The sequence below is a fragment of the Streptomyces sp. MA5143a genome (genome assembly GCF_900290235.1).
Taxonomy (GTDB): domain Bacteria; phylum Actinomycetota; class Actinomycetes; order Streptomycetales; family Streptomycetaceae; genus Streptomyces.
Genome location: NZ_OLMK01000026.1, coordinates 111,039 through 129,760, shown reverse-complemented (window position 1 = coordinate 129,760; position 18,722 = coordinate 111,039). Strand labels below are relative to the sequence as shown.

The following is an 18,722-nucleotide window of genomic DNA, read 5'->3' as shown; positions in this document are numbered from 1 at the left end:
AGCCTGCGTCACTCGTTCCTTCAGCCTGCGCCACTGGTCCCCCGCTCAGGCCGCGGCCCGGTCGCCGACCCCGTCTCGGTGACCGGGCCTCGATCTCAGTTCTGGTGGGACTGGTAGTGGGTCACCGCGTCCGAGGTGCGGCCCGCGCCGTACACCCGGAGGAACTCTGCCAGTTCGGGGTGGGTCGGGGCGAGGGTGTCCGCCGCCTCGATGATGTCGCCCGCGGCCGCCACCGAGCGCAGCAGTGACTGGATCTCGCGGACGACCCGCTTGACCGTCGGCGCCCCGGAACTCGTCGTCGACTGCGTGGTGTTGCTGAGCACAGATCCCCCCTGCGACTTCTTGATCTCGTCCATGCGCTCGGTCGCCTCGGCGGCGCTCACGCTGCCGTCCGCGACCTGTCCCGCCAGGTCCTGCAGCAGCTGCACCCGCTGAACCACGGCCGGGTTACCGATCTTGGCCCGCTGACCGCTCATCAGCTGCGACAGCATCGGAGCGGAAAGGCCAAGTACCCCCGCGAGACGAGCCTGGTTGAGGCCCAGATCCTCGATGAGCCTACGGAAGAGCGCCCCCAGTGGCTCTCCGTACCAGTTCCGCTGCAGCTCCCGGGCTCTTGCGGTCGCTTCCTGCTGTGCGGCGTCCATTGCGTCTCCCCATCGCTTCCCCAAAAACTGCGGTTCGCTGTAGCGAACCACGACGAGCATCTTACGGAGAGTGGTCGTTCACGGGGACCCCCAATCTTTTTGCGAGATACCGGGGGTGACCCGGTACTCTGGTCTGCGGCGCCACCCGGTGGTCGGTACTTCCGGGCGGACGCTTCCCTTCCGGGGCCTTAGCTCAGTTGGTAGAGCGCTGTCTTTGCATGGCAGATGTCAGGGGTTCGACTCCCCTAGGCTCCACAGCGGATGGACCGGGCCGGACGTCAGAAGACGTCCGGCCCGGTCTCTTTTCTGTGATCCCGCGTTAGCCCGTCCCGTGGCGCTCCAAGGGAGCCGCGTCGCGATCGCGATCTGTGCACTGGATGAGCGAACTGCCTCTGTAGCCGTGCGACGGGGCAAGGCGCCTGTCGGCGTGCGCATATGCGAAAACCATGGTCTACGTCACAGGAATGCCGGGCCGAAGGTGGCTATCACTCTTTGCAATCGGACGTGTGCATTCCGGTTTTGGCTCTCGACGGTCCGCACCCAGGTGTGTTTCCGCGTGTTTCACGTGAAACAGCCCTGTGGGCCGGAAGACCGTCAAGTCTTCCGGCCCACAGGGCTGTTGAAGGCGCCGCGCCTCAGGCGAACTGGGGCGTGGCGGGCACACTCGTGTCAGCCGCGGACCAAGGTCCCCGGCTTCCGGACTCCACGGTGGCACCCGTCGGCTTCCGCGGTGGCGCCACCGGCTTAGATCACAGCACCGCCAGTGCGTCGGCGGCGCTCGCGCGTCTCAGCGGCGGTCGTCGCGGTTCGCCGCTTCGTCCTCGGCCTGCTTGGCCTCGACCTCGGGGTCGAGGACGGACTCGTCACCGCCGCCCACGGAGGACAGTCGCCCGGGCTCGGAGACCTCGGTGGCGGCGGGGGGCTCGACCAACCAGTCGGGGTTGGCCTGCTTGTCCCACCACTTCCAGGCGGCGAACGCGCCGCCCGCGAGGACGCCGATCACGGCCACGCCCTTGAAGACGCGGCCGGCCCTGGCGCGACGCTGCTGCTTGCGGACGAGCCTCTGGATCTGCTCGGGCGACACCTGTCCGCGCAGCGCGGACAGTGCCGCCACGCTCCGGGCCGTGGCCTCCTCCCGCATGGGGCCGGCAGCGGCCACTGCCTGCTCGAGTCGCGGGCGGGAGTAGTCGGCGGCCTGGCGGGCCGCCTTCCGAGTGCGCACGGCGGCCTCATGGGCCGCACTGTCGATCTTCGGCGGTACGTGCGTGCGTGCCTGTTCCAGACGCGGGACGACAAGGGCGCCGTACTGGACGCGTGCCTGTTCCGCGGCCTGCGACACCTTGGGCGCCATCTTCACGCGCGCCTCGTGTGCGTAGTGCGAGGCCTTTTCCTTGGCCGTGTCGGCGTAGGGCGCCACCACTTCCGCGGCGTGCAGCACGCTTTCCTTCGCCGAACCGGTCGCGGCGCGCACGCTGTCGATGCGGGTCACGGGATCCTCCTCCTCGGTGGCGTACGGTATTTCGACTTTCCACCCTTTTGGCGATCATGCCTCTCGAAACGCTCTGAGGCATGTGAGGGCGGGCATCCGGGTCATGCGAGCCGGCTCCGCGCGGTCAGGAAGCCGGGAACCGTTCGCGATCCGGTGCTGTGCAATTGCGGATGAATACGGGGCAACGGGAGCTTGTCCACGACAGTGCCGACAATGCCACGGATCGTCGCCAAGCGCGCCGATACCGTCGGTACTCGACCCGTTTTCGGTGCGCATGCCGGACGAGGGCGTGGCCGTCGGGCGACTCCGGGCGCCGTCCGTGCGAGGATCGGGGGAGTCACAGAGGACAACGGAAGGCAGATCGTGGCTGAGCAGCTGTACGCCACCCTGAAGACAAACCACGGCGACATCGAGGTGCGGCTGCTGCCGAACCACGCGCCCCAGACGGTCAAGAACTTCGTCGAGCTCGCCAAGGGCGAGCGTGAGTGGACCCACCCGGCGACCGGCCAGAAGTCCACGGACAAGCTCTACGACGGCACGGTCTTCCACCGGGTGATCAGCGGATTCATGATCCAGGGCGGTGACCCGCTGGGCAACGGCACCGGCGGCCCCGGCTACCAGTTCGGGGACGAGTTCCACCCGGACCTCGCATTCGACAAGCCCTACCTCCTGGCCATGGCCAACGCCGGTCCGGGCACCAACGGCTCGCAGTTCTTCATCACCGTCTCCCCGACGGCGTGGCTGAACCGCAAGCACACGATCTTCGGTGAGGTCGTCGACGCGGCCAGCCAGAAGGTCATCGACTCCATCGCGACCACCCAGACCAACCCGCGCACCGACCGCCCGGTCAAGGACGTCGTCATCGAGTCGGTCGTCGTCGAGACGCGCCAGGGCTGAGCCGCCCGAAGGTCCGCCACGCGGGCCCGGGGGCCTCAGGGGCGCCCATGTGCGCCGGAGCCGAAATGGTTCGCAAGGTCCCCAAGGGAACCATTCGCCCCGCTCATCCGTATGGATGGGCGGGGCCGATGTGTTCCACACACGAGACGGAGGGGACCGATGGACCAGGTGCCGAGCAGCCCGCAGGACGCGCAGAGCCTGCCCACCTGCTATCGGCACCCGGACCGAGAGACGGGCATCCGCTGCACCCGGTGCGAACGCCCCATCTGCCCCGAGTGCATGGTCAGCGCCTCCGTCGGCTTCCAGTGCCCGGACTGCGTCCGCAACGGCTCGGGCACGAGCCACGCGCCCTCCGCCTCCCAACCCCGCACCCTCGCGGGCGGCACCGTCAGCGCCGATCCCCGGCTCCTCACCAAGATCCTCATCGGCGTGAACCTGCTGCTGTTCCTGGTGCAGATGTCCCTGGGCGACCGCTTCACCGACCGGTTCTACCTCGTCGCGCGGGAGTGGGTCCCGGAGCTCGGGTTCCAGGGCATCGCCGAGGGCCAGTGGTACCGGCTGGTGACGTCGATGTTCCTGCACAGCACCGGGGTCACGCACATCCTGTTCAACATGCTCAGCCTCTGGTGGATCGGCGGCCCTCTGGAGGCGGCGCTGGGCCGTGCCCGCTATCTGACGCTCTACTTCGTCTCCGGCCTCGCCGGCAGTGCCCTCACCTACCTGCTGGCCGCGCCGGACCAGCCCTCCCTCGGTGCGTCCGGCGCGATCTTCGGTCTCTTCGGTGCGACCGGCGTCCTCATGCGGCATCTCAACTACGACATGCGGCCGCTGGTCATCCTGCTGGTGATCAACCTGATCTTCACGTTCAGCCCGTTCTTCAACATCTCGTGGCAGGCCCATGTGGGCGGCCTCGTCGCCGGTGTCGTGGTCGGCTACGCGATGGTGCACGCTCCTAGGGAGCGGCGGTCACTGATCCAGTTCGGGGTGTGCGCCCTGGTCCTGGCGGCCGTCGTGATCATGACTGTGGTCAGGACCGCCCAGCTCACCTGATCAGCCCTGATGCGCCGGTGAGCGGGCACTCGGACAGTGCTGCTACAGCACTGTTGTCCACAGACCGTGGCGGATCTTGTGCATAGGGTGCGGGAACAGCTGTGCCCCCTGTCGCTCACCTGCGTTTTCGCAGGTCAGGCAGGGGGCGAACATGCTTGCGGGGGTGACGGATCAGTCATACCGGCGTCAACGCCCGATGGGTTATCCACAGATCGTCGTTCTTTTTCCCCACTGTGGAAAACGCCTGTGGATAACTCCGTGGATAGCTCTGGGGAGGGCTGGTCACACGGGTGTGGAAGGTGCTACTTCCACTGGGTCGAGACACCGAATCCGGCGGCGATGAAGCCGAAGCCCACCACGATGTTCCAGTTGCCGAGGGAATCGATGGGCAGCGAGCCGTCGGTCACATAGAAGATGACGATCCAGGCCAGGCCGAGGAGGAACATGGCCAGCATGACGGGAGCCACCCAGCCACGGCTGTTCAGCTTGATGGCTGTGGCCTGCTTCGACGGCGGCGGCGTGTAGTCGGCCTTCTTGCGGATACGTGACTTCGGCACGAGGGTCTCTCCTGTCGATGCGCTGCGTGGCCGCGCAGGGAACGGGGCGGGCTCCGGGGCAGCGTACAAGGGGACACTGAATGCTCCCCCGGGCGTCCGTTAGCGTAGTGCTTCCGCGCCGCCTAAGGAGATAAGGGTACGTTGAGCAATTCAGCCGACTCCCCCGAGGCCGGTTCCGGCGACTCCTCCGGGCCGGGTGCCGGGACCGCCGGGACCACCGAGTCCGACGGCTCCTCGCCCCTCGCGACCGGTGACGCCTCCGCCCGGGGCGGTGTCCGGCCCGTACGCGTGCTCACCGTGGGAGTCTTCGCCCTCGCCGGGCTCATCTTCTTCACCAGCTTCGACACGGCCAAGGGCACGAACATCCGCACGGACGCCTCGTTGCTCAAGCTCTCCGACCTGATCCAGGAGCGCAGCCACAAGAACGGCCAGCTCGACGAGTCGAACGGAGTGCTCCGGGACGACGTCGAGGCCCTCGCCGAGCGGGACGACGGCAGCACCGAGGCCGAGGACGCCCGGCTCACGGCGCTGGAGAAGAACGCCGGCACCCAGCGGCTCAAGGGCCAGGCCATCACCGTCACCCTCAACGACGCCCCGCCGAACGCCACCGCCAAGCTTCCCGGCTACCCCGAGCCACAGCCCGACTACCTGGTCATCCACCAGCAGGACCTGCAGGCCGTGGTGAACGCCCTGTGGCTGGGCGGCGCCAAGGGCATCAAGGTCATGGACCAGCGGCTCATCTCCACCAGCGCCGTGCGATGCGTCGGCAACACCCTGATCCTCCAGGGCCGCGTCTACTCACCGCCGTACAAGATCCAGGCGGTCGGTGACCCTGAGAAGCTCCAGAAGGCGCTCGCCGAGAGCAAGGCGATCCAGAACTACATGGTGTACGTCAACGTCTACGGACTCGGCTGGAAAGTCACCGAGGACGGGCCGGTGACTCTGCCCGGCTACTCGGGCACAGTGGATCTGCAGTACGCCAAGCCCGTGGAGTAGAGGCCCGTAACGGCAGCCGGGGGACCTGTGTCGGTGCGTGTGATCGTCAGGACCGTCAGCGAACTCTGCATCACCGTCGGCACCTTGATCGTGCTCTTCGTCGTCTATGTGCTCTTCTGGACCGGCGTGAAGGCCGACACCGAGATGGACCGCCAGGTCGGCCTGCTCCAGGACCAGTGGGCCAGGCAACCGGTGCGACCGACCACCGCGGCGGGGACCACGGCGAGTCCGAAGCCGCCCGCGCCGTACACGGAGGCGAAACCCTTCGCTCTCATGTACATCCCGCGTCTTGGTTCCACGTGGAACAAGCCCGTGCTGGAGGGCACCAGGACCAGCACCTTGAAGAAAGGGCTCGGGCACTACGCGAACACCGCTCAGCTGGGACAGAAGGGAAACTTCGCGGTCGCCGGCCATCGCCGCACGTATGGCGATCCCTTCAAAGATTTTCCCAAGCTGCGGGCCGGGGACGCGGTGGTCCTGACCGACGGCGCCCACTGGTACACGTACGTCATCGACAAGGGTCCTTATCGGACATTGCCCGCCGACGTCCAGGTCATCGACCCCGTGCCGAAGAAATCGGGCTACACGCGCGCGGGGCGCTATCTGACGTTGACGACCTGCGACCCGGAGTGGGGCCACAGCCATCGGCTCATCGTGTGGGGCCATCTCGAATCCACGAAGCCTGTGGAGTCAGGGAAACCTGAGGCGCTACGCCGTTAGTCTGGTGGCGGTACGGCGTGAATCCGGTGCCGTGGTGTGAAGGAAGGGACGGCATGTACGGCTGGATCTGGCGGCATCTGCCCGGCAATGTCTGGGTGAAGGCGCTGCTTTCCCTCGTGCTCACGCTGACCGTCGTCTACGTCCTCTTCCAGTACGTCTTTCCTTGGGCGGAGCCCCTGCTGCCCTTCAACGATGTGACGGTGAACGACCAGTGAGTGCCGCCCGACCCGCCCGCATCCTCGTCGTCGACAACTACGACAGCTTCGTCTTCAACCTGGTCCAGTACCTGTACCAGCTGGGCGCTGAGTGCGAGGTGTTGCGCAACGACGAGGTGGCGACCGCGCACGCCCAGGACGACTTCGACGGTGTCCTGCTGTCCCCCGGACCGGGCACCCCCGAGGAGGCCGGCGTCTGCGTCGACATGGTCCGCCACTGCGCCGAGACCGGCGTGCCCGTCTTCGGGGTGTGCCTCGGCATGCAGTCCATGCAGGTGGCGTACGGCGGGGTCGTGAACCGCGCCCCCGAACTGCTGCACGGCAAGACCTCGCTGGTGGAGCACGAGGGCAGAGGCGTCTTCGCGGGCCTGCCGACGCCCTTCACCGCGACCCGCTACCACTCGCTGGCCGCCGAGCCCGGGACCGTACCCGTTGAACTGGAGGTCACGGCTCGTACGCACGACGGGATCATCATGGGCCTCAGGCACCGTGAACTTCCCGTCGAGGGCGTGCAGTTCCACCCCGAGTCGGTGCTCACCGAGCACGGCCACCGCATGCTGGCCAACTGGCTGGTGGAATGCGGGGACGAAGACGCCGTGGCGAGGTCGGCGGGGCTCGCCCCGGTGGTGGGCAGGGCCACGGCGTGACAGCCCTGCGCCCCGAGCGTGAGAGTGCCCCCTACGGCGGCGAGGCCGCGTACGGGGGCGCCGAGTCGTTCGAGGCGGAGGATTTCCGCACCCGCCCCCCGGTCGATCCGCCACAGCAGTGGTACGCCCCGCCGCAGGCCCAGCCCCAGGAGACGGACTACCCCCAGGGTGACTGGTACGGCCGGCGGGACCACGCGGAGCCGACCTACGAACCGCGCTCCAGGACGCCCTACGGGGAGCCCTTCGAGAACTACGAGCCGACCGCCTATCAGGCGGCACAGCCCTCGGGCTATGAACCGGCCGTGCACGAGCACCCCTCGGTCGACACCGCCCAGGAGCACCCTCCGATCGACGAGGAGACGGTGGCCCTCCGGGTGGAGGAGGCCCGGCGCCTGGCCGCCGAGGCCGAGGCGATACAGACGCCGCCCGCTCCGGGGGGCCGAGCGGCGCGCCGTAAGGCCGCCAGACGGCACGGGAGGCACGGAGGGCCCCTGGGAGCCCGGGCGGGCTCCGGAGCCGCTCACGGGCCCGACAAGCCCTTAGGGGCGGCCTCGGCGCCTCTCTCCCGGGTGGAGGCACGCCGGGCCGCGCGGGCGCGCAAGCCCAGCATGGGCGTGGTCGCGAGTCGGGCGATCGGCGAGGTGTTCATCACCACCGGCGTGCTGATGCTGCTGTTCGTCACGTACCAGCTCTGGTGGTCGAACATCCGGGCCCAGCAGCAGGCGGGCCGGGAGGCGACCAGCCTTCAGGAGGAGTGGAAGAGCGGCAAGCGCGCGCCGGGTGCGTTCGAGCCGGGCCAGGGCTTCGCCATCCTGCACATCCCGAAGCTCGACGTGGTCGTGCCGATCGCGGAGGGCACCAACAAGCCGAAGGTCCTGGACCGTGGGATGGTCGGGCACTACAACAGTGACCGCGTCAAGACGGCGATGCCCCAGGACAAGACGGGCAACTTCGGTATCGCGGGACACCGGAACACCCACGGAGAACCGTTCCGGTACATCAACCAGCTCAAGCCGGGCGACCCGATCGTCGTGGAGACGCAGGACACGTACTTCGTCTACGACATGGCCTCGATCCTGCCGGTGACCTCGCCGTCGAACATCAGCGTGCTCCAACCGGTGCCCCCGGGCTCGGGATTCACCGAGCCCGGCCGCTACATCACCCTCACCACCTGCACCCCGGAGTTCACCAGCAAGTACCGCATGATCGTGTGGGGCAAGATGGTGGAGGAACGGCCGCGCAGCAAGGGGAAGCCCGACGCGCTCGTCCAGTAGGGGCTCGATCAAGGGCGGATGAACTGTGGCAGTGACCACCGACGAGACCGAAGAACGGACGGACACGTCCGAGACGGCGCCGAAGCGTCGTCGTATGGGACGGATCGCGATGGCGGTCAGTGTCTTCGGTGAACTGCTCATCACTGCGGGCGTGGTGCTGGGCCTGTTCGTCGTCTACTCGCTGTGGTGGACGAACGTCCTGGCCGACCGCGAGGCCGGCGAGGAAGCGGACAAGGTCCGCGACAACTGGGAGGCGGCGGACGACAGCCCGGGCGCCCTGGACACCAAGGACGGCATCGGCTTCCTGCATGTGCCGGCCATGGAGAACGGCGAGGTCCTGGTCAAGAAGGGCACCTCGACCAAGGTCCTCAACGGTGGTGTGGCCGGCTACTACACGAGTCCGGTCAAGGCGACCCTCCCCACTACCGACAAGGACGGCAACTTCACCCTCGCGGCACACCGCGACGGTCATGGAGCCAAGTTCCACAACATCGACAAGCTCGAGAAGGGCGACCCGATCGTCTTCGAGACCCGCGACAACTGGTACGTCTACAAGGTCTACGACACCCTCTCCGAGACCTCGAAGTACAACGTCAAGGTTCTGTCGAGCATCCCCAGGGAGTCCGGCAAGAAGAAGGCCGGCAAGTACATCACCCTCACCACCTGCACCCCCGTCTACACCTCCCGCCACCGCTTCGTCGTGTGGGGCGAGCTGGAGCGGGTGGAACGGGTCAACGCGGAACGCACCCTGCCGAAGGAATTGCGTTAGCCGCGACTGTTTCACGTGAAACATCGCCATGGCGGCTGATGTCCGGCTCCTACCGGAAAGACCGATGCCCGACTCCTCTCCAGAGGGGCCGGGCATCGGTCTTGATGCGGGACGAGGTGGTGATCAGTCCTCGAAGCGGGCGCCGGTGAGGCCTCCGAAGAAGCCCCCACCGTTGTTGCCGCCGTTGTCATTACCGCCGTTGTTGTTGCCGCCGAAACTCACCGAGGCGAGGGTGATCGTCGTCTGGCTCGGCACGGCGTCGTTGCCACCATCCGGGTCCTGGTCGGTGACCAGCGCGGTGTCGCTCTGGTCGCTGCCCTGGGCGAACTGGATGTTGGTGAAGCCGTTCTGCTGGAGGATCTGCTTCGCCTGACCCACGGTCTGGCCGACCACGTTCGGGACCTTGGCCTTCTTCTCCTCGGCCTTCTTGCCGATCTGGATGGTCACCGTGTCACCCGGGTTGAGCTCGGTGCCCGCCTCCGGGTTGGTGGCGACGACCTTGCCGACGAGGTTGTCGTCGTCGGTCTGCACATCGGTGCAGGTGCCGACGAGGTCGTTGGCCTCCATCTGCGCCTTGGCGTCGTCACAGCTGCGGCCCGCGACCGTCGGCACGACGGACTTCTCCGCCTCCTTGGCCACCGTCAGCGTGACCGTGGAGCCCTTCTCGAGCTTTCCGCTGTCGGGGTCCTGGCTGATCACGACGCCGGGCTTGCGGTCGGACTCCTCGTTCTTCCGGTCGACCGTGAAGCCCTTGTCCTGCAGCTGCTTCTTGGCCTCGTTGAACTGGAGTCCGGTGACGTCGGGGACGGAGACCTTCGGGGCGCCCGTCGAGATCACCAGGGCGATGGTGTCGCCCTTCTTCACCGGGTCGTCGGCCGCGGGGTTCTGACTGCAGACGTTGCCGGTCTTCTGGTTCTCGCACGCCTTCTGGGTGGTGGTCACCTTGAGGTCGACGTTGTTCGCCGCCTGTCTGGCTTCCTTCTCCGTCTGGCCGACGAAGTTCGGCGCCTTGAGGGTGTCCCCACCCGTGTCGTTACCGGCGAACATCCACCGTCCGATGAGGATCGCGCCCACCAGCACCAGCACACCCGCGACGACCAGCAGGATCGTCGAGGTGTTGTTCTTCTTCTGCTGGCGGCGACGCCCCTGGCGGTCGTCATAGCCGTAGCCGTCGTCCCCGTTCATCGGGGGCAGCATCGTGGTGGCGCCGGCGTCCTGGGAGCGCAGCGCCGTGGTGGCCTGGTCGTCCGGGTAGCCACCGTAACCGACCGAGCCCATGGCCGCGGTGGCCGCTACGGGCTGACCGTCGAGACAGGCCTCGATGTCGGCGCGCATCTCGTCGGCGGACTGGTAGCGGTAGTCCGGGTCCTTGACCAGGGCACGCAGGACGATGGCGTCCATCTCCGGCGTGATCTCCGGGTCGAAGACGCTCGGAGGCTGAGGTTCCTCCCGTACGTGCTGGTAGGCGACCGCCACGGGGGAGTCACCGACGAACGGGGGACGAACCGTCAGCAGTTCGTAGAGAAGACAGCCCGTGGAGTACAGGTCAGACCGGGCGTCCACCTGCTCGCCCTTGGCCTGCTCCGGGGAGAGGTACTGGGCGGTGCCGATGACGGCGGACGTCTGCGTCATCGTCATGCCGGAGTCACCCATGGCGCGGGCGATACCGAAGTCCATCACCTTGACCTGGCCGTTGCGCGTCAGCATGACGTTGGCCGGCTTGATGTCACGGTGGACGATGCCGTTGCGGTGGGCGTACTCCAGACCCTGGAGGATGCCGATGGTCATCTCCATGGCTCGCTCCGGCAGCAGCTTGCGGCCGCTGTGGAGAAGCTCACGGAGCGTGGAGCCCTCGACGTACTCCATAACGATGTACGGGATCGAGACCCCGTCGATGTAGTCCTCGCCCGTGTCGTAGACCGCGACGATCGCGGGGTGGTTGAGCGAGGCGGCCGACTGGGCCTCCCGGCGGAACCGGGCCTGGAAGGTGGGGTCGCGCGCGAGGTCCGCTCGCAGCGTCTTCACCGCCACGGTGCGGCCGAGGCGGGTGTCCATCGCGAGGTAGACCTCCGCCATGCCACCACGGCCGAGCACCTGGCCCAGCTCGTACCGGCCGCCGAGGCGACGCGGCTCTTCCATAGCTTCCTACCAGCCCTCTCCGTCGGTCCCGACCGCACCTTGTGTGGTCCGGCGGCTGTGCTCCGGGCATACGGTACCCGTCTCGCCTTTCATGACCTGGCCAACCGCGTCACCCGATACAGGACCGGTATCGCAACGTGCACCGATGTGGAGGTGACGTGAGCGGGGTCACTTCTTGCTGTTGATCACTGCCTGCATCACGCTCTTCGCGATCGGGGCGGCGAGACCACCACCGGAGATCTCACCGCGGTTGGCGGAACCGTCCTCGACCACCACGGCCACGGCGACCGGCGAGCTGCCGTCGCTGAGCTTGGCGTACGAAATGAACCAGGCGTACGGCTTCTCCTTGTTGTTCACGCCGTGCTGGGCCGTACCGGTCTTGCCGCCGACGGTGACACCGTCGATCTGGGCGCGGGTACCGGTGCCGTTCTTGACGACGGACTCCATCATCGCCTGGAGCTTCTGGGCGTTCTCCGGAGAGACGGCCTGGGAGAGCGACTCCGGGTCGTGCGACTCGATGACGTCGAGATTGGAGGCGCGAAGCTGGTCGACCATGTACGGCCTCATCAGCTCTCCGTTGTTGGCGACCGCCGAGGCGACCATTGCCATCTGGAGCGGGGTGGCGCGGTTGGAGGCCTGGCCGATGCCCGCCATGGCGTTCTGGGGGCGGTTGTCCTCGGGATAGACGCTCTCCGCGGCGCGGACGGGAGTGTCCAGCGTGGCGTTATTGAAGCCGAACTTCTCGGCCTGCTCGATCATCTTGTCGTTGCGGACGGCATCGGAGAGCTTGCCGAAAACCGTGTTGCAGGACTGCTCGAGCGCGTAGCGGAGGGTGGCGTTCTTGCACTCGCCATGCTCATTGGTGAGGGGGGTTGACGACTCCGGCAGCTTGTACGGGTCGGGTGTGTCCGTCTTGTCGTCGATGTCCGACACGACGCCGTTCTCCAGGGCGGCGGCGGCAGTGACCACCTTGAACGTGGAACCCGGAGGGTAGGTCTCGCGCAGCGCGCGGTTCAGCATCGGCTTGTCTTTGTCCTTCTCCAGCTTCGAGAAGGTCTCGCTGTCCTTGGTGCTGATGCCGGCGAACGTCGACGGGTCGTAGGACGGCGTGGAGGCCAGGGCGAGGATCGCGCCGGTCTTGGGGTCGAGTGCGGCGACGGCGCCCTTCTTGTCGCCGAGGCCCTCGAAGGCCGCCTTTTGCGCGGCGGCGTTGAGGGTGGTGACGACGCTGCCGCCCTCCTTCTTCTTGCCGGTGATCATGTCCAGCGTGTTCCGGAAGAACAGCCGGTCGTCGTTGCCGGTGAGGATCCCGTCCTCGAGGTTCTCCAACTGCGTTGCGCCGACGATTTGCGAGGAGTACCCGGTGACGGGGGCCCACATCTCGCCGTTCTTCCAGGTGCGCTTGAACTTGTAGTCGGTGCCCTCGGTCTCGACGGACCCGGTGATGGCCTTGCCGTCGACGATGATGTCGCCGCGTGGGGTGCCGTAGCGCTCGATGGCGACGCGGCGGTTCTTGTTGTCGCTTTTTAGGGAGTCGGCCTGTACGTACTGGATCCAGTTGTCGCGGATGAGTAGGGCAAGGATGAGGAGCCCACAGAAGATCGCGATCCGGCGCAGCGGCTTGTTCACGGTCGGACCACCTGGGTCATCTCGGCGTCGGGGTTCGGGGCGGGTGCTGGCGCGGGACGCCGCGCGGTGTCGCTGATGCGGATCAGAATGCCGATCAGCGCCCAGTTGGCGATCACGGAGGAACCGCCATATGCCACGAAGGGCAGCGTCATACCAGTCAGCGGGATCAAACCCATCACGCCGCCGGCGACGACGAAGACCTGGAGTCCGAAGGCTCCGGACAGGCCGACGGCCAGCAGTTTGCCGAACGGGTCCCGAGCGGCCAGTGAGGTACGAATGCCGCGTTCCACGATCAGGCCGTAGACCAACAGGATCGCCATGACACCGGCCAGGCCCAGTTCCTCGCCGAAGGTGGCGAGGATGAAGTCGGAGTTGGCGGCGAAGCCGATGAGGTCCGAGTTCCCCTGACCGAGGCCGGTGCCGAGGGTTCCGCCGGAGCCGAAGGCCCACAAGGCCTCCATGGACTGCTGGGAGTGACCGGCGATGCCCTGCTGGCTCAGCTCGTACTCATGCATCGGGTCGAGCCAGGCCTGGACACGCTGCTGGACGTGGATCTCGAACGAGGCCACGCCGACGGCGCCGGCGGCGGACATCAGCAGACCGAAGACGATCCAGCTGGTCCGCTCGGTGGCGACGTACAACATGATCACGAACATGCCGAAGAAGAGGAGCGAGGTACCGAGGTCGGTCTCGAAGACCAGGATCAGGATGGACAGGACCCAGACGACCAGGATGGGCCCGAGGTCGCGGCCGCGCGGCAGATAGAGGCCCATGAAGCGGCGACTGGCCAGGGCCAGCGCATCTCTCTTCACCATGAGATAACCGGCGAAGAAGATGGCCAGGACGATCTTGGCGAACTCACCTGGCTGGATGGTGAATCCGAAGATGGAGATCCAGATGCGAGCGCCGAAGACGTTCAGACCGAGGCCAGGCACGAGCGGCAGCAGCAACAGGACGAGGGCAGCCGCCATCGAGATGTACGTATAGCGCTGCAGGACGCGGTGGTCCTTGAGGAAGACGAGCACCGCGATGAACAGCGCCATGCCCAGCGCGGAGTAGAGCAGCTGCCTGGGGGAGGCTTCGAAGAACTCGTTGCGCAGCTGGAGTCGTTCCGACTGGTCGAGCCGCCAGATGACCACGAGCCCGAGCCCGTTCAGCAAGGTGGCCAGCGGCAGCATCAGCGGGTCTGCGTACGGTGCGAACTTGCGCACGGCGAGGTGGCAGATACCGGCGACCAGGCCGAGCCCGAGGCCGTATGCGAGGAGGCCGGCGGGGACCTGGTCGCTGATGGCCAGACCGGCGTTGGCGTAGGCGAACACTGGGATCGCGACCGCGAAAGCCAGCAGCGCCAGTTCGGTGTTGCGGCGGCTCGGCGCGCCGATCGCGCCGATCGTGGACGTGTGCTGCGTCGACGTGTTGGTAGTACTGCTCATCGTGTGCGTGGGCCCCTCGCGGCTTGCCTACTGCTCACCGCACCGCGAGACCAGCTTCTGCTCCTCCTCCGAGAGGGTGGGGCCGGCTGACGGTGTGGGTGTGGACTGGGTCGGGCTCGGGGACGCCGATGGCTTCGACGTCGGGGACGGTGTGGCCTTGGACGTGAGGGAGGTCTTCGTGGTTCCCGTGGTGCCCCCGGCCTCACCCGCACCGGTCTTGGCGTTGTTGTCCGCCGCCTCACGGCGCTCGGCGCTCTTCTTGCACGCCGACGCCTGGACGGCCAGTTCGTCGATCTTCTTCTTGGCGTTGTCCAGACCGCCCTCGGCGATCGTGGCCTCGACAAGCTTCTGCTGGTACGGCGGCAGGTACTTGAGTTCGATCTCGGGGTGGTCCTTCTCCACCTTCGAGAGCGAGATCCAGGCCAGGTCCTGGCTGATGCCGCGGTACAGCGCGACATGGTCGTCGTTGGCGCCGACGTAGTACTGCGTCTGCGTCCAGCGGTACCCGCCGTAGAGGCCCCCGCCGATCACGGCGAGGCCGAGGATGCCGAAGAAGGATCTCTTGAGCCACCGGCCCTTCTTGCGCGGCTTGACGAAGTCGGTGTCGGAGTAGTTCCCGAAGCTGCCCGCCGACGGCATGTACCCGGTGGTGTTGCCGGAGCCGGGCGGGCCGAACTCACCGCCACCGCCCTGCGCGTGCCCCTGGCGGCCGAGCCCGGAGGCGCGGCCGGCGGGAGTCTGCATGATGCCGTTGTCCTGGTGGTGGAGCTGGTTCTCGGCGACCGCGCCCACCACGACCGGGGTGTCGTGGAGCTGGCCGGCGAGGGTGTCGCCCGTGTCGAGGTCGAGGACGTCGGCGATGATGACCGTGATGTTGTCGGGGCCGCCGCCGCGCAGTGCGAGCTCGATCAGCTGCTGGACGGTCTCCTCGGGGCCCTGGTAGCTGGCGAGGGTGTCCTCCATCGTCTGGTGGGACACCACGCCGGACAGGCCGTCGGAGCAGATCAGGTACCGGTCGCCGGCGCGGACCTCACGGATGGAGAGGTCGGGCTCGACGTGGTCGCCACTGCCCAGCGCGCGCATCAGCAGGGAGCGCTGCGGGTGGGTGGTGGCTTCCTCCTCGGTGATACGGCCCTCGTCGACCAGGCGCTGCACCCAGGTGTGGTCCTGGGTGATCTGGGTGAGGACGCCGTCGCGCAGGAGGTAGGCGCGGGAGTCACCGACGTGGACGAGCCCGAGGCGCTGGCCGGTCCACAGCAGGGCGGTGAGCGTGGTGCCCATGCCCTCCAGCTGAGGGTCCTCCTCGACCATGGCGCGCAGCTGTTCGTTGGCGCGCTGCACCGCGGTGCCGAGTGAGGTCAGGATGTCGGAGCCGGGGATGTCGTCGTCGAGCGTGACCAGCGTGGAGATCACCTCGGAGGAGGCGACCTCGCCGGCCGCCTGGCCGCCCATGCCGTCGGCGATCGCGAGCAGCCGCGGGCCGGCGTAGCCGGAGTCCTCGTTGCCCTCACGGATCATGCCTTTGTGCGATCCGGCGGCGAAGCGCAGTGACAGACTCATGCGCACCTCGCCCGTCGGCTCCGGGTACATCCGCACGGTGCCCACCCTCCGGTCGGGAGCGCGCCGGGGCCCCTGGTGGGGACCGCCGCTGCGTGCTCGCTCCGCTCGCGCCTATTCATGATGTAGCACTACTTCCGCAGCTCGATGACGGTCTTGCCGATGCGGATCGGCGCGCCCAGCGGGATCGGCGTGGGAGTCGTCAGTCGGTTCCGGTCGAGATACGTGCCGTTGGTGGACCCCAGGTCCTCGACGATCCACTGGCCGTCGCGGTCCGGGTAGATCCGGGCGTGCCGACTGGAGGCGTAGTCGTCGTCCAGCACGATCGTGGAGTCGTGCGCGCGGCCCAGGGTGATGGTCTGGCCCTGCAGCGCGACGGTCGTCCCCGTCAGCGTGCCCTCGCTGACGACGAGCTTGGTGGGGGCGTTGCGCCCGCGGCGGCCGCCGGTGGCGGCGGGCTGCTGGCCGCGCTGCTGGGGCGGCGCGGCCTGCCGGGCGGCGTTCTGCGGCCGCGCGTTCTCCCGGCGCGACCCCCGCTGGGTGACGCGCGTACCGAACAGGTCGCTGCGGATGACCTGCACGGCCACGATCACGAACAGCCACAGTACGGCCAGGAACCCCAGCCGCATGACCGTGAGGGTCAGCTCTGACATTGCCCCCGCTTCACCCTTCGGCTTGCCGGTAAATGATGGTGGTGCTGCCCACGACGATCCGCGAGCCGTCGCGGAGCGTAGCGCGGGTGGTGTGCTGCCCGTCCACCACGATGCCGTTGGTGGACCCGAGATCCTGGATCGTCGAGGGCGTTCCGGTCCGGATCTCGCAGTGCCGGCGGGACACGCCGGGGTCGTCGATCCGCACGTCGGCTTCGGTGCTGCGGCCCAGCACCAGCGTCGGGCGGGAGATCTGATGGCGGGTGCCATTGATCTCGATCCAGTAGCGCGTGCGTCCAGCGGCGCCCGGGGCTGCCCCGGCGCGCTGGAGGTAGGGGGCCGAGCCGGGACGGCCGCCGGGCGGCGGCGTGGCCGGCATGGGCGGGGCGCCGGTGGGCGGGTAGCCGTAGCCGCCGGGGCGGCCACCGCCGGCGTTCGCCGGGGCGCCCCCGGGGCCCTGCTGGTCGGTGGAGGAGGCGAGCGTACGGCTGCGCACCCGGTACAGGCCGGTGTCGAGGTCGTCCGCCTTCTCCAGGTGGACCTTGATGGGGCCCATGAAGGTGTACCGCTGCTGTTTGGCGTAGTCGCGCACCATGCCGGCGAGCTCGTCGCCGAGCTGGCCGGAGTAGGGGCTGAGGCGCTCGAAGTCGGGCGTGCTCAGTTCCACGATGAAGTCATTGGGGACGACCGTCCGGTCGCGGTTCCAGATCGTCGCGTTGTTGTCGCACTCACGCTGGAGTGCTCCCGCGATCTCCACGGGCTGGACCTCGGACTTGAACACCTTGGCGAAGGTGCCGTTGACCAGACCTTCGAGACGCTGCTCGAACTTCTTCAGGACTCCCATGGGGCACCTCCTCCGTCGTCACCGCTCTGCGTACTGCGTCCGTACTGCTTACTGATCGTATCCACGCGCCGGGAAATCGGCTGGTTCCCCCGGTCGGCCTCGTCGGCCGGTGTCACCGGCGCCGAAGCCCACTGAGGTCCCCTCCCGGCTTCCCACCGGAGCTCCTCTTCGAACTACCCCCGCCCGAACTCTGCCAAGGATCGTAGAGGCGGCACGAGACCAGTGTCCCGCACCTGACCGTGGACCCTGCCCTCCTCCAGTGGAGATGGCCGGGACCGGTACGAGGTTGATACGTGAACCAGCACTCGTTGATACGTGGCGCAACGGAGCAGGTGTTCGGCCCTCGCCGGTCGCTCCGTGGCCGGTGAGCCGGGGCGGGGCCCACCACGGATAAGGGATGTGAACCCACCCTCTCCACCGTGCTAATCTTCTGGATGTCGGAAGGCGCCAGCACCGAAAGGGCAGGGCCTGAGGACACACCCAATGCGCGGGTGGCGGAATAGGCAGACGCGCTGGATTCAGGTTCCAGTGCCCGCAAGGGCGTGGGGGTTCAACTCCCCCCTCGCGCACAGCGAAGCGGTCCCATCGTGAAGACGATGGGACCGCTTCTTTTTATGTCCGCGGGGACTCCGGGGGCACGATCGCCTGGTGGGCGAAGTGTGAGGAGTCTCTCAGCAGGTTCGGTAAGGGCTTTCGTTCTTTGGTGGCGCGAGACGGCGTGGGGGCGTGCCGAGTCTCCTGTGCGCGGGCGGGTCATGTTTCACGTGAAACGTCACAGAGCGGTGTATCGGTGATGTTCTAGGTGAAGCAGTGCGGGGCGTAGCTGGTGAGGCGGCGCGCTCGGACCAGGAGGTCCTGGTAGACGGGGTGCTCGGCGATGGCGGGCTGCTGTTGTCCGTGCGTGACAGGGGGCCGGAGGCGGTCGGAGCCGGCGATCAGACCGGTGCGGGTGTGCCGTATGACCGCGTGGAACTCCTGTCGCTCGCCGTCGGAGAGAGCTCGGGGTCGCGGGGTGCTGAACTCGATTGGGCTGTCCATGGTCCGGACAGGATCAGCCGGTCGGCCTGCGCTTCGATCACCAGCCGCTGGGATGGAAGGTGGGAGTGGGGCGGCTGACCAGCGTCTATCGGGATCGCCTGCGGGTGGATTCCCCGTGGCTCCCGGGGGCGCGTGATTCCGGGTTCGCGCTGGTTCGGCGCAACGTGCGCGGGC

The 18,722-nt window shown here is 67.6% G+C and carries 18 protein-coding genes and 2 tRNA genes; 10 read left to right on the top strand and 10 right to left on the bottom strand.

The window, feature by feature from the left end:
• Positions 1-95: 95 nt before the first annotated feature.
• The gene (locus tag SMA5143A_RS12385) at positions 96-644 is read right to left on the bottom strand and encodes a helix-turn-helix domain-containing protein (protein ID WP_107463005.1); all 549 of its coding nucleotides are present in this window, start codon (positions 642-644) and stop codon (positions 96-98) included.
• Between the two features lie 182 nt (positions 645-826).
• Between SMA5143A_RS12385 and SMA5143A_RS12380 the strand changes: the two genes are divergently transcribed.
• Positions 827-899: transfer RNA gene (locus tag SMA5143A_RS12380), tRNA-Ala, on the top strand.
• 532 nt (positions 900-1,431) lie between these two features.
• Here SMA5143A_RS12380 and SMA5143A_RS12375 read toward each other — a convergent pair.
• A complete protein-coding gene (locus SMA5143A_RS12375) occupies positions 1,432-2,133 on the bottom strand; it encodes a DUF5324 family protein (RefSeq protein ID WP_107463004.1) in 702 nt (233 codons plus the stop codon).
• 363 nt (positions 2,134-2,496) lie between these two features.
• On the opposite strand from SMA5143A_RS12375, the gene SMA5143A_RS12370 reads away from it, so the two are divergent.
• Positions 2,497-3,030, top strand: a complete 534-nt coding sequence (locus SMA5143A_RS12370; protein WP_099966624.1) for a peptidylprolyl isomerase — start codon at positions 2,497-2,499, stop codon at positions 3,028-3,030.
• Between the two features lie 159 nt (positions 3,031-3,189).
• Positions 3,190-4,080 (top strand): rhomboid family intramembrane serine protease, encoded by an 891-nt coding sequence (locus tag SMA5143A_RS12365; protein ID WP_107463003.1) that lies wholly within the window; start codon positions 3,190-3,192, stop codon positions 4,078-4,080.
• Between the two features lie 302 nt (positions 4,081-4,382).
• Here SMA5143A_RS12365 and crgA read toward each other — a convergent pair whose 3' ends face one another.
• Positions 4,383-4,637, bottom strand: a complete 255-nt coding sequence (gene crgA, locus SMA5143A_RS12360) for a cell division protein CrgA (protein ID WP_107463002.1) — start codon at positions 4,635-4,637, stop codon at positions 4,383-4,385.
• Between the two features lie 141 nt (positions 4,638-4,778).
• Here crgA and SMA5143A_RS12355 point away from each other — a divergent pair, with 141 nt between their 5' ends.
• From SMA5143A_RS12355 to SMA5143A_RS12330, 6 genes are read left to right on the top strand one after another with little or no spacing between them, the layout of a single operon-like run.
• Positions 4,779-5,633, top strand: coding sequence for a DUF881 domain-containing protein (locus tag SMA5143A_RS12355; protein ID WP_181361821.1), 855 nt, complete (start codon positions 4,779-4,781; stop codon positions 5,631-5,633).
• A 27-nt stretch (positions 5,634-5,660) separates the two neighbouring features.
• Positions 5,661-6,353, top strand: coding sequence for a class E sortase (locus SMA5143A_RS12350; protein WP_107463001.1), 693 nt, complete (start codon positions 5,661-5,663; stop codon positions 6,351-6,353).
• A gap of 53 nt (positions 6,354-6,406) precedes the next feature.
• Positions 6,407-6,568, top strand: a complete 162-nt coding sequence (locus SMA5143A_RS12345; RefSeq protein WP_107463000.1) for a hypothetical protein — start codon at positions 6,407-6,409, stop codon at positions 6,566-6,568.
• The gene (locus tag SMA5143A_RS12340) at positions 6,565-7,215 is read left to right on the top strand and encodes an aminodeoxychorismate/anthranilate synthase component II (RefSeq protein ID WP_107462999.1); all 651 of its coding nucleotides are present in this window, start codon (positions 6,565-6,567) and stop codon (positions 7,213-7,215) included. The genes SMA5143A_RS12345 and SMA5143A_RS12340 overlap by 4 nt, the downstream gene beginning before the upstream one ends.
• Complete coding sequence (locus SMA5143A_RS12335; RefSeq protein WP_107462998.1) at positions 7,212-8,489, top strand: class E sortase; 1,278 nt, start codon at positions 7,212-7,214, stop codon at positions 8,487-8,489. The genes SMA5143A_RS12340 and SMA5143A_RS12335 overlap by 4 nt, the downstream gene beginning before the upstream one ends.
• A gap of 25 nt (positions 8,490-8,514) precedes the next feature.
• Complete coding sequence (locus SMA5143A_RS12330; protein WP_181361819.1) at positions 8,515-9,258, top strand: class E sortase; 744 nt, start codon at positions 8,515-8,517, stop codon at positions 9,256-9,258.
• Positions 9,259-9,381: 123 nt separating this feature from the next.
• Here the strand turns inward: SMA5143A_RS12330 and pknB are convergent, their stop codons facing one another.
• The 6 genes from pknB to SMA5143A_RS12295 all read right to left on the bottom strand — a co-directional run bounded on the left by pknB (position 9,382) and on the right by SMA5143A_RS12295 (position 17,510).
• Positions 9,382-11,397, bottom strand: coding sequence for a Stk1 family PASTA domain-containing Ser/Thr kinase (gene pknB / locus SMA5143A_RS12325; protein WP_107462996.1), 2,016 nt, complete (start codon positions 11,395-11,397; stop codon positions 9,382-9,384).
• A gap of 168 nt (positions 11,398-11,565) precedes the next feature.
• Positions 11,566-13,026 (bottom strand): peptidoglycan D,D-transpeptidase FtsI family protein, encoded by a 1,461-nt coding sequence (locus SMA5143A_RS12315; protein ID WP_107462995.1) that lies wholly within the window; start codon positions 13,024-13,026, stop codon positions 11,566-11,568.
• Positions 13,023-14,459 carry an FtsW/RodA/SpoVE family cell cycle protein gene (locus SMA5143A_RS12310; RefSeq protein WP_107462994.1) on the bottom strand — a complete coding sequence of 479 codons (1,437 nt, stop codon included), beginning with the start codon at positions 14,457-14,459 and terminating at the stop codon, positions 13,023-13,025. The genes SMA5143A_RS12315 and SMA5143A_RS12310 overlap by 4 nt, the downstream gene beginning before the upstream one ends.
• A gap of 27 nt (positions 14,460-14,486) precedes the next feature.
• Positions 14,487-16,019 carry a Stp1/IreP family PP2C-type Ser/Thr phosphatase gene (locus SMA5143A_RS12305; protein WP_181361818.1) on the bottom strand — a complete coding sequence of 511 codons (1,533 nt, stop codon included), beginning with the start codon at positions 16,017-16,019 and terminating at the stop codon, positions 14,487-14,489.
• 128 nt (positions 16,020-16,147) lie between these two features.
• The gene (locus SMA5143A_RS12300) at positions 16,148-16,669 is read right to left on the bottom strand and encodes an FHA domain-containing protein FhaB/FipA (RefSeq protein WP_055538165.1); all 522 of its coding nucleotides are present in this window, start codon (positions 16,667-16,669) and stop codon (positions 16,148-16,150) included.
• A gap of 10 nt (positions 16,670-16,679) precedes the next feature.
• Entirely contained in the window at positions 16,680-17,510 is an 831-nt protein-coding gene (locus SMA5143A_RS12295) for an FhaA domain-containing protein (protein ID WP_107462992.1), read from the bottom strand.
• Between the two features lie 485 nt (positions 17,511-17,995).
• Between SMA5143A_RS12295 and SMA5143A_RS12290 the strand changes: the two genes are divergently transcribed.
• Positions 17,996-18,079, top strand: a tRNA-Leu gene (locus SMA5143A_RS12290).
• A gap of 229 nt (positions 18,080-18,308) precedes the next feature.
• Here SMA5143A_RS12290 and SMA5143A_RS12285 read toward each other — a convergent pair.
• The gene (locus tag SMA5143A_RS12285) at positions 18,309-18,548 is read right to left on the bottom strand and encodes a hypothetical protein (protein WP_107462991.1); all 240 of its coding nucleotides are present in this window, start codon (positions 18,546-18,548) and stop codon (positions 18,309-18,311) included.
• Positions 18,549-18,722: the final 174 nt, after the last annotated feature.